The organism is Paraburkholderia sp. GAS32 (genome assembly GCF_050434225.1).
Taxonomy (GTDB): Bacteria; Pseudomonadota; Gammaproteobacteria; order Burkholderiales; family Burkholderiaceae; genus Paraburkholderia; species Paraburkholderia madseniana.
The window spans coordinates 44,749-58,589 of record NZ_JBNPVS010000031.1; the positions used below are offsets into that span (position 1 = coordinate 44,749).

Genomic DNA, 13,841 nt, shown 5'->3' on the forward strand with positions numbered 1-13,841 from the left:
TCTATTCACTCAATCAATGCGAGTCATCATGTCCCTTTTCGATATGTTGCGGCGTGTCTCCCCGTTGATCATCCTCGGCTGCTTTATTGGCAGCGCGCATGCGTTACCGCCGCAAGCGGTAGCGCCGGCGACGCCGCCAAACGGGGCCAGGGGAGTCGATGGTCCGTTCTTTCCTCAAAACCGTGCTGCTCCCGTCACGCCGACGACCGGCACGGCACTGCAGCAGGAAGCCCAGCAGCGGCTTGAAGCGCGACTGGGGGCGAACACGGCCCTCAGCAATGGCGCCGCGGTCACGAAAACGCAGGCTCAGACCGCGGGGCTCGGCTACGTCGCCAAGCACTTCGATCAGATCGACACGAGCCACAAAGGAAGTGTGACCATGAGCGACGTCAGACAGTATCTGCAGCAGCAAGGTCGTTAGCGGCAGGTCATGGGCCCTTGGCGTTTCTTCTTTGGAAGAGCGCTTTCGACAAGTGCGAATGGCCGCTCCGGCCATTCGCACGTCTACCTCGCCCGGGCGTTCCCGCCAGTCGGCAAACAGTCGCCCATTGCGCCGCCGCGGTCGCTCAGTCCACGCATCACAACTTCGGACGACTTGCCGTCACGTCTCGCCAATTCGGCGAGGTCGAGCAACGCTGCGTATTTCGCCGAACAGTCCTGTTCAGGTTCAATCGCTCGGTGCACAGCAGGTGTTTCGGTGCTTGCGACGCCCTCACCGACTGCAATCGCCATCCCTATTGCGACGATCATCGTTGCCAACACACCTACCTTGCATAGCGTCCGTGTGCATACCGCGTTGAAACGGGGCCGCACCGCCTGAGCACTTCCCCCCTCGCTCATCCACTGCGGACCGGTCCGGCCGGCCTCCTCGCCGGTTCTCGCTCGCACGTTTTCACTCATGACCAGTGCGCCGGCACCCACACATTCCCCACCCAGTGCCCCGGCACCCACACGACAGGGCGCGGTGCAGGAGCCACATAGACAACACGCGGCGCGACATACACAGCAGGCGGCGGGGGCGGCGGAACGTAGACAACCGGAGGCGGCGGCACATACACAACCGGCGGCGGAACAACGACTGGAGGCGGTACGACAACAACCGGCTTCGGTGCAACCACCACCGTCGTGCTGCCCGTCGTGACGACGCCGGTAGTCGTGACCGTTCCGCTCGTCGTCACGGTGTTGCCATGCGTGCCCGTCGTGCTCGTCGACGTTGTAACGACGCCCGGTGCTACACGCGTTGCCGTGCCGGAATGATTGACGGTTCCGCCATCAGACCCGGTCACCGTGCCGGAACGTGAGCACGACGCGCCCGCGCAGTTGGTCGATGCCGAGTGGTTGACCGTGTTGCCGTTCGAGCCCGTGACCGACCCGGATGACGAATACTGGCCGGGCGCGGTTTTGGTCACATCGCCTGAGGTCGTGGCTGTTTTACCGTCGGGTCCGGTGAGGGTGCCGGTGTGCGAACACGTGCCGCCCGCGCAGTTGGTGTCGCCGGCGTGCTGGACCTGGTTGCCGTAGCGTCCGGTCGCGGTGCCCGAATTCGAAAACTGGCCCGGCGCGTTGCGGGTCACCGTGCCGGTGTTGGTCGCCACGCCGCCGTAGGGGCCGGCCACGCCGCCAGCATGCGAACAACTACCGCCGCCACACGAGCCGTAACGCGCGCCGTTATAGGTGCCACGCGACGTGTAGGCGGTGCCGTGCTGCGACCAGGCGAAAGCGGAAGCGCTGCTGAGCGCGAGCACGGTAACGGTTGCGGTAAGCGCGAGCTTGCGCAGCGCGCCACGTACGGATGCGGCGGGTGTCACGGAGGCAGGGGAAGCGGCGGTGGCTGCGACGACGAACGAACAGTTTTTCACGGTATGTCCTTCTTGATTTCGGGCCACTTCTGCTCACTGCGGCGTGGCGACAAACGGACTATAGAAGGACGCCTGGATTTAATCAGCAGCGAAGATATGTCACCCTGTTTCACCATGGCAGAGGCCCGCTGGGCAAGGCTTTGCGGGCGATTCGGAGGCGCCGTGACATAAGCTGACATAAATTGTTTCAGGGCAGCCTCCGCCCGTGTCGCGCGTGGGGCGCAAGCGCGTCAGCAGGCCAGCGTCGACACCGCCACGACACTTTTCCGAAATACGCATGTCGTAGGGTTCGATGAACGCAACGGCGAAAGCCGCTTGCGTATCCCCCGCTTACTCTTCCTCAAGAGGTGCTCATGTCGGCAAAACGCGAGTCGAAATCCATAGCCAAGGCGAAAGAAAGCACGGCGAAAGCAGAAGGCAAACGAAAGTCGCCCGGCAAGGCAGCGGCATCCGGCAAAAAGGCTACTGCGCTCGCCAGCGGCTCGAACCAGCCCGTGGCGACCGTCGGCGCGACGGCACTCCGTTCCCGGATGCTGGACAAGCCCGTGTTCGCACAGCCCCAACCGACCGCGGACCCGATGGTGTTTCGTGTGCCTCATCCATCAGACGATGCGGCCTACAAGGAAATCGACAAGCTCAATGCGGAGCACAAACTGTTTCCGTTGCCGTTTCCTGCGCCGAGAGGCGGCGTCGAGCCCCGACTCACGCTGGCCGAGGTCATGGGCGGCAACGCAACCGCCATCGACAGGATCACAGCCGCCGGACAACTGGTGTTTCACGCGCTGGGAGATTGCGGCAATACGAAAGGTCCGGCCACCCAAAACGAAGTGGCCGACAAATTGACCGCCGATTTCAACGAAGCCAACGCCAGCGAGGTGCCACAATTTGCCTTGCTGCTCGGCGACGTCGTCTATAGCTTTGGCGAGAGCCAGTACTATTACGATCAGTTTTACGAACCGTATCGAGACTATCCGGCGCCGATCCTCGCCTGCGCCGGCAATCATGACGGGATGGTTTCGCCGGAAGCGCATGCAGCGAGTCTCACTGCATTCCTGCGAAATTTTTGCGCGGAGACGTTCGCCGTTACGCCAGAAACCGGCGGCTTGTCGCGCACCGCGCAAATCCAGCCCGGCGTCTTCTTCACGCTCGAGGCGCCGTTCGTGCGCGTGCTGGTGATTTACAGCAATACGCTCGAAGATCCCGGTGTGATTTCAGACCCGAAGATCGGGAGTACTCAGCTCGACTTTCTCGACGCCGCGCTCAAGCGCGTCAAAGCCGAGCAGTTCACCGGCGCACTGCTGATCGCGGATCATCATCCGCCGTACAGCGCAGGCGGACACGGATCGAGCGTCGATATGCTGGCGCAGATCGACAAGGTGTGCGAAGCCAACGGTGTGTGGCCACATGCGTTTCTGTCCGGCCATGCACACAATTATCAGCGCTTCACGCGTACGCGAAATGCGGACGGCACGCAGATTCCCTACCTCGTGTGCGGTAACGGCGGACACGGTTTAGTCAAGCTCGCCGCACAAGGTGCGCCCGCCATCCGCGCGCCGCAAATCATGCAGGCGGCGTCGGCCACCACCGATCAGGTCGTGCTGGAAAACTATGACGACACCAACTACGGCTATCTGCGCGTGGTCGTCACCGCGACGCAGTTGCGTATCGAGTATCACTCGGCGTCCGACGGCCTCAACACGAAAGCGCCGAACGACTACGTAACGATCAACCTCGCCGAACGCAAAGTGGCTCATTTCGTTGCATCAGACTTGGGGCATCCGATGGCGGCCAGGGCCGTGCGAGCTTTGATGCGTCGCTAGCCGCGAAGAACGCGGGACATGTTTCAGGGACCGCGCTCGCGGTCACAACACGTATGGCGCCGCGATGCAGGATAAAAAGCATCAGGACTACGTTTTTCCGCAAACGCGCGTTTGCACCAAATCACCTGTTTTTACCGCGGCAAAACCATGTAATCTCTCGGTTTTCTTTCTGCATCAAAACCGATGAGTCGAGCGTTGGCGAGCGAACAACTTCAACAAACGGCGGCGCACACGCGTCGCCAGCCCATCGTTCTTCGTTTGCGCTGCACCGTGGTGCTGCTGGCGTGTGGGATCGCCACCTTCGCACGCCCCGCTCTCGCAGCCGAATCCGCGTGCAGCGCAGAAGCCGGGCCTGTCGGCCGCCCCTCCGTCGGTCTCGTGCTGTCGGGCGGCGGCGCGCGCGGCTATGCACACCTCGGCGTACTGAAGGTGCTCGAGGAAAACCGCATCCCGGTCGATTGCATCGCCGCCACCAGCATGGGCTCCGTGGTCGGCGGCCTGTACGCGAGCGGTATGACGGCGCAGGACATGCAAAACCGCCTCGCGGGCATCAATCTCGCGGACATCGCGTTCGACGTCACCGAGCGTGCCGATCTGCCTCAATCGCGTCGTGAAGACGAGCGGCTGTATGTGAACAGCCTTTCGCTCGGCTACGGCGCCAATGGTTTCCGCTTGCCGGTCGGACTCGTCCAGGGCAATCGTTTGCAAGCGCTGCTGCAGGACTGGACGTCCGCCGTGCCAGGCAACGTTTCGTTCGACCGGCTGCCGATCCCCTATCGCGCGATCGCAACCGATCTGCGCACCGGCCAGAAGGTCGTGCTCGATCGCGGTTCGCTGCCGCAGGCAATTCGCGCCAGCATGGCATTGCCCGGCCTGTTCGCGCCGGCCGATATCGACGGGCGCACGCTGGTGGACGGCGGCATCGTCAGCAATCTGCCCATCGAAACGGCGCGCGACATGGGCGCGAAAGTCGTAATCGCGGTCGATATCGGCTCGCCGCTGCGGCCACTGGATGCGCTGGCTTCGCCCGCCGACGTGATGCAGCAAATGATCGGCATTCTGATTCACCAGAACGTTGCGCGGCAACGTGAACAGTTGCAGACCGGTGACGTCCTGATCGAACCGGCGCTCGGCTCGCTGAGTTTCACCGATTTCGCCAATGCGAGCCAGGCCATCGCCGCCGGCGCCGCTGCCACGCGCGCGGCCATGCCGCAGCTTCAGCATCTGGCGCTTTCGCCCGCCGACTACGCCGCGTGGCGCGCCCGGCACGGTGCGCCCGCAATGCATCCGGTGCGGATCACGCAGATCGAGATCGCCTCGCAGGGCTCCGTACCTGTGGCACGCATTCGCGCCGCGCTGCATGTCAAAACCGGCGATGTCTACGATCCGGTCGCGCTCAATAAGGACCTGCTGGCGCTCACCACCGCGGGCGACTTCGACAGCGTAAGCCAGCAACTCGTCGACGACGGCGACGCGCACACGCTCATTGTCTCCGCACAGCAGAAGCTGTGGGGACCGAATTTCCTGCTGTTCGGGCTGGGTTTGTCGAGCAGTTCGACGGATGAAGGCGGCTTCCGGCTGCATCTCGGTTATCGCCGGCCGTGGCTCACCTCGTCAGGGCTCGAAGGGCGAGTGGACGGGACCGTCGGCAGCGATCTGATCGACCTGCACGCGGAGCTGCGGCAGCCGCTGTCGAGTTCTTTCGGCTATTACGTGGCGCCTTATCTCGAGTTTCAGCGTCGCTATGCCAACCTCTACGACGACTCCGGCAACGTCAAGATCACGCAATACAGCTTGCAAACCGAGCGCGCAGGGATCGACTTCGGCGTACCACTCGCCCGTCTCGGCGACTTCCGTATCGGCGTGGCCTACGCGCATGGTTTCGCGTCGCCGCAATACAACTTGCCGCTCGAGGATGCGTTTAACTCGCCGCTGCTGTTCCCCGATATCTATGGGCGTCAGCTTAGCGCACGCGCACGCCTCGTGATCGATCAGCTCGACGATCCGCTGTTTGCCCGCAAAGGTTACTTCGGCGAACTACGCGTGGAACGTTCGTTGTTCGCGGGCAGCGACAGCTTCACCGAGGTATACGGAAAGAGCCTTGTCGCGGCAAGCTATGGACGACACAGCATCAACGCGAGCATCGAAGCCGGTAACGACTTCGGCGGCACCAATCTGACGAATCCGTTCGGCTTCACGCTGGGCGGTTTCCAGCATTTGTCGGCCTACGCTGCCGACCAACTGTCCGGCAACTCGATGGCGTACGGTCAGATCACCTATATGAATCAGCTTGCCACGTTCAATGCGTCGCCGATTCGCGGTCTGTTTGCGGGGCTGAGCCTTGAAGCCGGCAACGTCTGGAACCGCGATTCGCAGTTCGGCAGCGGGCCGCTGAAGCGCAGCGTGACGGTCTTCACCGCGATGACCAGCTCATTCGGACCGATCTATCTGGGCGTAGCGTTCGCACCGGGCGGCCGTCATAACTTTTACTTCCAGTTGGGACATACCTATTGAAGCTGCGCGGGTACGGTGTGTTTCACGCCACCGTGCCCACCGGCCAGCTCATTTCGAAGCGTGCTCCGCCAAGCGTCAACGGATCAGTCACGGCGATCCGGCCATGGTGGGCGCGCAGCACCTGTTGCGTAATCGCGAGACCCAACCCGTAGCCGCCAGTCTGACGATCGAGCCGCACGAAGGCATTGAAAATGCGTTCACGTTGGTCGGGTGGCACGCCTGTGCCATCGTCTTCCACGTAGATTTCCACATTGCCATGCTTGACGCTCAATCCGATCATGATCCGCGAGTGTGCGTATTTACCGGCGTTGCGCAGCAAGTTTCGCATTGCGTAGGACATGAGGCGCTTGTCCATCACCACGCGTAGCGATGCGTCGACGTCTGCTTGCGGGACGAGTTGCTTGTCCGCGTAAAGCAGCGTGGCGTCGGTGACCTGGCTGTCGAACCATGCCGTGAGCAACGTGGATTCGAGGTTCGATTGCAGGGAACTGTATTCGAGGCGCGCGTAGGTCAGGCTCATGTCGATGAGCTCGTCGAGCTCGGTGACGTCCTGGTCGATGCTCGCCAATGCGCTGTTGTATTCGGCCGCGGACGCGGGTTCACGGAGATTTTCCAGCGCGAAGCGTACGCGCGCCAAGGGTGTGCGCAATTCATGGGAGATGCCGTTGGTGAGTTCGCGCTGCGCGGCGATCAGGCGTTCCATGCGTTCGGCCAGGGCGTTTAGTGTGCGGGCCAAGGGGCCGATTATGACGCTGTGTGATTCGCGGGCGCGGGTGTTGAAGCGGCCGCCGGTGAAGTCTATTGCGCGTTCGCGGACCATTACCAGGTCTAGCCAGACTGGACGCATCCAGCGGTAGGCGGTGACTGCTGGTAGCAGTAGGGTTGCCAATGCGATTGGTATTGACGCTTTTGCTGTTGTTAGGGTTTGCCAGATTGATGGTGAGGTTTTTAGTGTCAGGGCTAGGGTTGCTATCGACGCTGCTAGTACTAGCACTGTCAGTGTCAGGAGGCGCGTGTAGACACGCAGGTATAGCCTCGACCAGCTCGGGATTCTGTCCGCCCTTGTGTCCGTCCACGAGCGGCGGAAACGGTGCCAGCGCCATTTTCCATAGCGATAGGCAGTTAGTTTTTTTTGCTCCGCTGGGGGTGGCATTTTTTTCTCTTCGATTTCTTTAATGCGGTTGTGGTCTATTAGTGTTGCCCCTGTGCGGGGCGGCACTTACTTTCTTTGCCGCCGCAAAGAAAGATAAGCAAAGAAAGCGGCTCAAACCACTCCTGCTAAGTGGGCACGGTAGCTTACGCAGGGTAGTGGTGCATCTGGAATCTGGGTTCGTGCACCTGCATACGCCAGTGACAAGGGCGTCATACTTTCGGCGGCGCTGCGCGCGCCGAAGAGTATTTCTTGAAACCAAGCGGCAGTTTAGCTCGGTTCCTTCGGTGCGGCACCGTGGTTTGCTTTGCGCTGGGCTGCGTTTGTTTGCTTGCTCTTCCGCTCGTCCCTGACGCCCTCTGTACGAATGCCAGGGTTTGCTCAGCTACCGTGTCTCGTTCGTTGTCCAGTGTGATCATGTGGTAGCTGTCGGTCAAGCGTACGAAGGTCACGGCGCGGCTTCCCAAGTGTTCGCACACGAATTCCGCGGAGCGGATGCTCGTCACTTCGTCTTCCTCGGAATGCATGACCAGGGTCTCGCATGTCACGCGGCTCAGGGCTCGCTTCACCGCGAAGCGCATCCAGTCCACCTGCTCGATCGCCGCCAACGGCACATACGGATAGTGGACGCCACTGCCCTTCTGCAGGTGGCGGCGGATCAGGTTGCGTATGCGCGCGTTCTTGATGCCGAACGGCTCGCCCTCCGGGACGCGAATCAATCGGCGCAGGCCCGGCACGCAATACATCAGGTAGCGCAATGGACGCAGGCGTGAACCGCCCCAGCCGTCGAGGAATAACGGCGGCGAGAGCAGAATCAGGCGCCCTGTCGTCATGCGCTCGCGCGCACTCAACATCAATGCAAGCAAGGCCCCCATCGAAATGCCCGCCACGTCGACTCGCTCATAACGTTTGACCAGTTCGCGGTAGGTGCGGCTCAGCAACTGCATGTAGTCGCTCAACGTCACACGGCTCAACGCGTCAGGGTTCGAACCGTGGCCCGGTAGCGACGGCAAATGTACGTCGCAACCGATCTGCTCGAACTTGCGGTCGAGCGCGCCGAAATCATGGCGTGTGCCACCCAAGCCGTGAATCATCAACACGGCATGGCGGGAAAGTGGGGAAACGCGAGCGGACATCGATAAGCCTGTCATTACACAAGCTTGCGATGCTAATCATCCCCGTCTCGCATGACTGTCGATTTGCTGCCGCGTTTGTGGAGTTTTGTCGGCCGATATTTCGACGTATTACTCGACTGAAACTCAATGCCGACTCAGCCGAATTGCAACCGCAACTCAACCGCGACTGCAACCGCCGCATGCGTCTTCAATCCCACGCCAGCTTGCTGAACTGATAGCCCTTGCCGCGTATCGTCTTGATGCGCTGCGGGGTGCCGGCGTCGTCATGCAGCTTGCGGCGCAGCTTGGAAATGCCGCCGTCGATCGTGCGGTCGAGGCCGTCGAATTCGATGCCGCGCAGTTGCCGCATCAGCTCGTCGCGGCTCACCACCTCGCCCGCGCAACTCACCAAAGCCCACAGTAAATCGAATTCGGCCGATGTCAGATCGGGCAGACTGCCGTCCGGCAGCTTGACCGTGCGGCTGGCCCGGCTGATCTCGAACTTGCCGAAGGTATAGCTCTCCGGTCGGCCAGTCTCCGGCGTGCGTGCGCTCACGCGGCGCAGTTGCGCCTTGATGCGCGCGAGCAGCACGCGTGGTTCGACAGGCTTGTGCACGTAGTCGTCCGCACCGAATTCGAGGCCCAGCACTTCGTCGAACTGCTCATCGCGCGCGGTCACCATGATGATCACGCCGTCGAATTGCTCGCGCGCCTCGCGGCAAATCTGGAACCCGTCCTTGCCGGGAAGGTTCACGTCGAGAATCACCAGGTCCGGGCGGCGCTTGAGAATCGCCGGCACGGCGTCGTTGCCGTGCAGCACGGTCTCGACTTCGTATTCGTGTTTGCGCAGATAACCAGCGACCAGAGCGGACAGGCGGTCATCGTCTTCGACAAGCAGGATCCGGAATGGCATGGGACGAATCGTTCGGGGCTAACTCATTTAATAGCGGCGGGCAACGGTACGGCGCGCTGCACGGCCAGCAAGCGATGGCGCCGCTCTGCATGCGCATCCGCACGGCGCGGACCCGGCCGGCAACGAACCGGACGAGGCGGCTCGACGCACAGCATAGCGGATGCGCCGCACATCATGCGACACGCGCGACAAAACTCGACAAACACTCAAGTAATTCGACACGGAAGCGCGATCCCCGCCACTAGCATCGCCTCGTTGAAATAGCCAAGGGATCTGCCATGACGACCGTTTCCAACCAGGGGGCTCACGCCCGCTCACCGTGGTTCGCGAGAGCCACTGCGTCCTTTGCGGTCATTCAGCAAGCCGCTCATGCACTCTATCCCGGCACCAGCGTGTTTCATCGCTGGCGCCGCCTGCGCTTATGGCTGCGCTCGCTGCTGTCGTGGCGTTCGACGCAAGTATGGCTCAAAGGCTGCGCCATCTCACCCTTGCAAGATCTGGTGCGACGCCATCCCACCGCGCTCGAACGCATGCATCGGCCGTTCCTCCATACCCGCTTCAGTCCGCGCGAACGACTCACGGCGAGCCTCGATCATCATGCGCTGACTCAGCAGCGCGTGCCGCAACTCGCCGCGCGCATTGCCTCAGCCGGCTCGGCGCCGATCGCATCGTTCGAGGTAGGCGCCGAGCGCTGGCACGTGTCGCTCGAGTCGATCGAACAGTTTCAGAAGGAAGGCGACTGGACCTTGTGCATCCGCGATGCGCGGGACCGGCGCATTGTCTCCTGCACCTTCAGCCTCGCCTATCTCGGCGGCAAAGTGCGGCGGCCACGTCTTTGCATCGGCTCCGTCCAGGGTCCGGACACTTCGGTCAACGGGCGCGAGCTGTTTCGCGCGCTCACCAAACGGTGGTACGGACTGCGGCCGAAAGTGCTGGTGATTTATCTCGCGCAATGTGTCGCCGCGGCGCTCGATGCAGGCGGCACCTTCATCGTCTCGAAGCAGGCGCACATCTATACGAACTGGCGCTATTGCCTGAGAAAGCGTCGCGTGGCTGCAGACTACGATCGGCTGTCGATCGAGTGCGGAGCGCTCGCGCGCTGGAATGGCTGGTTCGTTCTCGCGCCGCCGGCGCGCTATCTCGCCGAACGCCAGGGCGACAACACCGGCTGCGCAACCCGTCGCAAGCGTTACGCATTGCGAAACGCACTCGCCGCGCAGATTCGCCTCAGCGTCGCAGCAAGCAAAGCGAGCCGCCCCTGCGTGCCTCGTGTTGTCGTTTGAATCTATTGCGATTTTTTTATTGACAAGACATGCGGCAAAACGGCACACTCATTCGCATGTTGACGCACACCTCCATCGCAGTCGCGATTAAAAACCCAACAATGCATGCCATCATCGGCAGGCGTTTGGGAGCATGTGCGCGTTAGCAGTCTGAATCTGCAAACAAGACCCAAAGGCCCCGCCGGTAACGGAAGGGGCCTTTTGTTTTATAGGTGCCTCCGTCCGCCGGCTCGATGACGGAGAGCAAGATGGATCAGGCAAGCCCGCAGTGCATGGATGACGACTCAAGTCTGTCTGCATATCAACCGGACGAGCGTCTGCCGAAAGTAGTCGTGCATTTTTCCGTAGTGCGAGGCACAACGCTGACGTGGCGTGTCGACGCCGACAGCACGCTCAGTGTTCAAGGCGCACGCCTATGGCTCACGCGCGTCAACTCGCCTTACGATCATTGGCTCGAACCGGGCAACGAGTTCCGGCTGCAGCGCGGCGAACGCGTGTGGCTCAGCACGGATAGCGAACGCAGCGCGCGCGTGTCGTTGAGTTGCGCGCTGCCTGCCAGACGCGGTTTCGTCAGGCGATGGCTGGGGCGGCTTGCATGGTTGGGCCTGGGGGCACCGGCGACTCGATAGCGCGCCCCCTCGCGACTCGATGGTCAAACTTTCGTACCGTACAAAAGCAAACACCCCTGCGATGAGGGGTGTTTGCCGATCAGCCATGCCGGCTGCGAGGAGCCAGTCATGCCGTGTTGCGCGGCTGCTTGATACTGCTTGAACGCGTGCCGCTTACTGGCATGACATTGACTGTGCCGCCTATTGCGGCGTCACCTGCACGGCCGCTGCCGAAACGAATACCGCGTGAACCGTATCGCCAACCTTGACGCCCTTCAGATCGACGTCCGGTCCGACTTCGAGCGTTTGCGTCTGATACGCGCCGCGCAGCGTGACGAGGCGCTTCTTGTGATCGATCTTCTGCACGGTGGCGAGCACCTCGATCTGGCGCGCGGATGCAAAACCGCCCGAGGCCGGGGCATACACTTGCGTATCGACGCGCTCACGAATGCCCTTGTCCGGGCCGGTGACCTTATCGGCCTTCACCAGCAACGCATTCTTGTACAGCACGTCCACCCGATCGCCGACCTTCAGTTGATCGAAGCCCGCGACTTCCTGGCTCACCAGCACGATCACCGCGTTGCCGCCCGGCCCTTTGAGCGTGAGCGTGCGGCTGCCCTGATCGATACCGACGATCTGCGCCTTCACATGCACCGGTTGCACCGCGCTGACAATGCCTTGCGCGGCACTGGCCATCGCATCTTGCGCCCACGCCGGTTGCGCCGCGGCGAAAGCCGCTACCATCAACGCTGCTCCAATCGTCGCTGCCTTCATTTACTCTCTCCTCGAGAAATTGTTCGATCTGGCGTTACGGCGATCTGAAACCGCAGGATGCCGATTAACGCCACGAATGCATACAGCTTCAGGGTGACAATGACTAAATGGGTACGGCGCAACGATTGTACATGCCTTACAAGAAGCTACGACTGTTTATATTGTGATTTTCAAATCAGTGAACGGCATGTTGCGAAATGCCGCAGTGTGGCGTCGCAGCGGCGTCTAGCGGGTTGACAGCACTGCTTTACCTGCCAGACCTATCTATATAGGGCGACAATACATACTATGCATAAAGCATTAAACGCATACTGCATGACAGCCCGATGGTTTCATTATTCTTTTATCGACGACATTCGCCGCAACGCAATATAAAGTCGCATTAACACCGATTAAACATCAATTCAATAGCCGGTGAATCAACGCGCTGCGCAAAATAAAGCAGCCCCGTCGCCTGAGCGAAGGGGCCGTTCATGATGCGGCTACAGGAGTCGCCATACGCGAAGCGTCGACACTCAAGATGCCTCAGCGCTTCCCTGCACACGCGCTAAACCATCACACACGTTCGATCGCGATCGCGATGCCTTGACCGACACCGATACACATCGTGCACAGCGCAAAACGGCCTTGCGTGCGGTGCAACTGATACATCGCGGTGGTCACCAGACGCGCGCCGCTCATGCCGAGCGGGTGGCCGAGCGCGATCGCCCCGCCGTTCGGATTCACGCGCGCGTCGTCGTCCGCGACGCCGAGCGTGCGCAGCACAGCAATACCTTGCGAGGCGAATGCTTCGTTCAGTTCGATCACGTCGAACTGGTCGATGGTCATGTTCAGACGCGCCAGCAACTTCTGCGTGGCCGGCGCCGGGCCGATGCCCATCACGCGCGGCGCGACGCCTGCCGTTGCGATACCCAGCACGCGTGCACGCGGCGTGAGGCCGAAGCGCTTCGCGCTTTCTTCGTTGGCAAGCAGCAACGCCGCTGCGCCGTCGTTCACGCCCGACGCGTTGCCTGCCGTGACCGTGCCGTCCGGGCGCACCACGCCCTTCAGTTTGGCAAGCGTTTCAAGGCTGGTTTCGCGCGGATGTTCGTCTTGCAACACCGTGATCGGATCGCCCTTCTTCTGCGCGATCGTCACGCCGACGATTTCCTGCGCGAGCGTGCCGTCGCGTTGTGCACGTGCCGCTTTCTGCTGACTGCGCAGCGCAAACGCGTCCTGATCGGCACGACTGATCTTGTAGTCGGTCGCGACGTTCTCGCCAGTCTCGGGCATCGAATCGACGCCGTACATCTGCTTCATTAACGGGTTCACGAAACGCCAGCCGATCGTCGTGTCGAAGATATCGGCCTGGCGCGAAAACGCGCTGGTGGCCTTGCCCATCACGAACGGCGCACGGCTCATGCTTTCGACGCCGCCAGCCAACATCAACGCAGCCTCGCCCGACTTGATCGCGCGTGCGGCAATGCCGACGGCGTCCATGCCCGAGCCGCACAGGCGGTTCACCGTGGAGCCCGGCACACCTTGCGGCAAACCGGCCAGCAACAGCGACATACGCGCGACGTTGCGGTTGTCTTCACCGGCCTGGTTCGCGCAGCCGTAGATGACGTCGTCGATCGCGTTCCAATCGACGTCCTTGTTGCGCTCCATCAGCGCTTTGAGCGGCACCGCGCCCAGATCGTCGGCGCGAACCGATGACAGCGAACCCGCATAGCGGCCGATGGGGGTGCGAATCGCGTCGCACAGGAATGCTTCGGTCATGTGATGTCTCCAGTTGATGTGCTGCATGCGCTGCGCCGCTAGCGGAT

General features: G+C 61.6%; 12 protein-coding genes. 5 read left to right on the forward strand and 7 right to left on the reverse strand.

Annotated features, from left to right (window positions below):
• Nucleotides 1–28 precede the first annotated feature (28 nt).
• A complete protein-coding gene (locus P3T25_RS30935; protein ID WP_429360680.1) occupies nt 29–421 on the forward strand; it encodes a 2-oxoglutarate dehydrogenase in 393 nt (130 codons plus the stop codon).
• An 83-nt stretch (nt 422–504) separates the two neighbouring features.
• Here P3T25_RS30935 and P3T25_RS30940 read toward each other — a convergent pair whose 3' ends face one another.
• Nucleotides 505–900: a hypothetical protein gene (locus tag P3T25_RS30940; RefSeq protein ID WP_429360682.1), complete on the reverse strand. Its 396-nt coding sequence runs from the start codon at nt 898–900 to the stop codon at nt 505–507.
• Nucleotides 897–1,859, reverse strand: coding sequence for a hypothetical protein (locus P3T25_RS30945; protein ID WP_211707178.1), 963 nt, complete (start codon nt 1,857–1,859; stop codon nt 897–899). Before P3T25_RS30945 ends, P3T25_RS30940 begins: the two co-directional genes overlap by 4 nt.
• A 353-nt stretch (nt 1,860–2,212) precedes the next feature.
• On the opposite strand from P3T25_RS30945, the gene P3T25_RS30950 reads away from it, so the two are divergent.
• Complete coding sequence (locus P3T25_RS30950; protein WP_429360684.1) at nt 2,213–3,679, forward strand: metallophosphoesterase family protein; 1,467 nt, start codon at nt 2,213–2,215, stop codon at nt 3,677–3,679.
• A 183-nt stretch (nt 3,680–3,862) separates the two neighbouring features.
• Complete coding sequence (locus P3T25_RS30955) at nt 3,863–6,193, forward strand: patatin-like phospholipase family protein (protein ID WP_429360686.1); 2,331 nt, start codon at nt 3,863–3,865, stop codon at nt 6,191–6,193.
• Nucleotides 6,194–6,215: 22 nt separating this feature from the next.
• Here the strand turns inward: P3T25_RS30955 and P3T25_RS30960 are convergent, their stop codons facing one another.
• The 3 genes from P3T25_RS30960 to P3T25_RS30970 all read right to left on the reverse strand — a co-directional run bounded on the left by P3T25_RS30960 (nt 6,216) and on the right by P3T25_RS30970 (nt 9,371).
• On the reverse strand, nt 6,216–7,346 hold the full coding sequence (locus P3T25_RS30960; RefSeq protein ID WP_429360762.1) for an ATP-binding protein: 1,131 nt from the start codon (nt 7,344–7,346) through the stop codon (nt 6,216–6,218).
• A gap of 209 nt (nt 7,347–7,555) precedes the next feature.
• Nucleotides 7,556–8,479 (reverse strand): alpha/beta hydrolase, encoded by a 924-nt coding sequence (locus tag P3T25_RS30965; RefSeq protein ID WP_429360688.1) that lies wholly within the window; start codon nt 8,477–8,479, stop codon nt 7,556–7,558.
• A 187-nt stretch (nt 8,480–8,666) separates the two neighbouring features.
• Nucleotides 8,667–9,371 carry a response regulator gene (locus P3T25_RS30970; RefSeq protein ID WP_154564641.1) on the reverse strand — a complete coding sequence of 235 codons (705 nt, stop codon included), beginning with the start codon at nt 9,369–9,371 and terminating at the stop codon, nt 8,667–8,669.
• Nucleotides 9,372–9,649: 278 nt separating this feature from the next.
• Between P3T25_RS30970 and P3T25_RS30975 the strand changes: the two genes are divergently transcribed.
• Together P3T25_RS30975 and P3T25_RS30980 are read left to right on the forward strand one after the other, a co-directional pair.
• Nucleotides 9,650–10,654, forward strand: coding sequence for a DUF535 family protein (locus P3T25_RS30975; protein WP_429360690.1), 1,005 nt, complete (start codon nt 9,650–9,652; stop codon nt 10,652–10,654).
• A gap of 248 nt (nt 10,655–10,902) precedes the next feature.
• Nucleotides 10,903–11,283, forward strand: coding sequence for a DUF2917 domain-containing protein (locus P3T25_RS30980; RefSeq protein ID WP_429360692.1), 381 nt, complete (start codon nt 10,903–10,905; stop codon nt 11,281–11,283).
• A 180-nt stretch (nt 11,284–11,463) separates the two neighbouring features.
• Here the strand turns inward: P3T25_RS30980 and P3T25_RS30985 are convergent, their stop codons facing one another.
• Nucleotides 11,464–12,036, reverse strand: coding sequence for a hypothetical protein (locus tag P3T25_RS30985; RefSeq protein ID WP_429360694.1), 573 nt, complete (start codon nt 12,034–12,036; stop codon nt 11,464–11,466).
• Nucleotides 12,037–12,591: 555 nt separating this feature from the next.
• The gene (pcaF, locus tag P3T25_RS30990) at nt 12,592–13,794 is read right to left on the reverse strand and encodes a 3-oxoadipyl-CoA thiolase (protein ID WP_266239467.1); all 1,203 of its coding nucleotides are present in this window, start codon (nt 13,792–13,794) and stop codon (nt 12,592–12,594) included.
• Between the last annotated feature and the right edge of the window lie 47 nt (nt 13,795–13,841).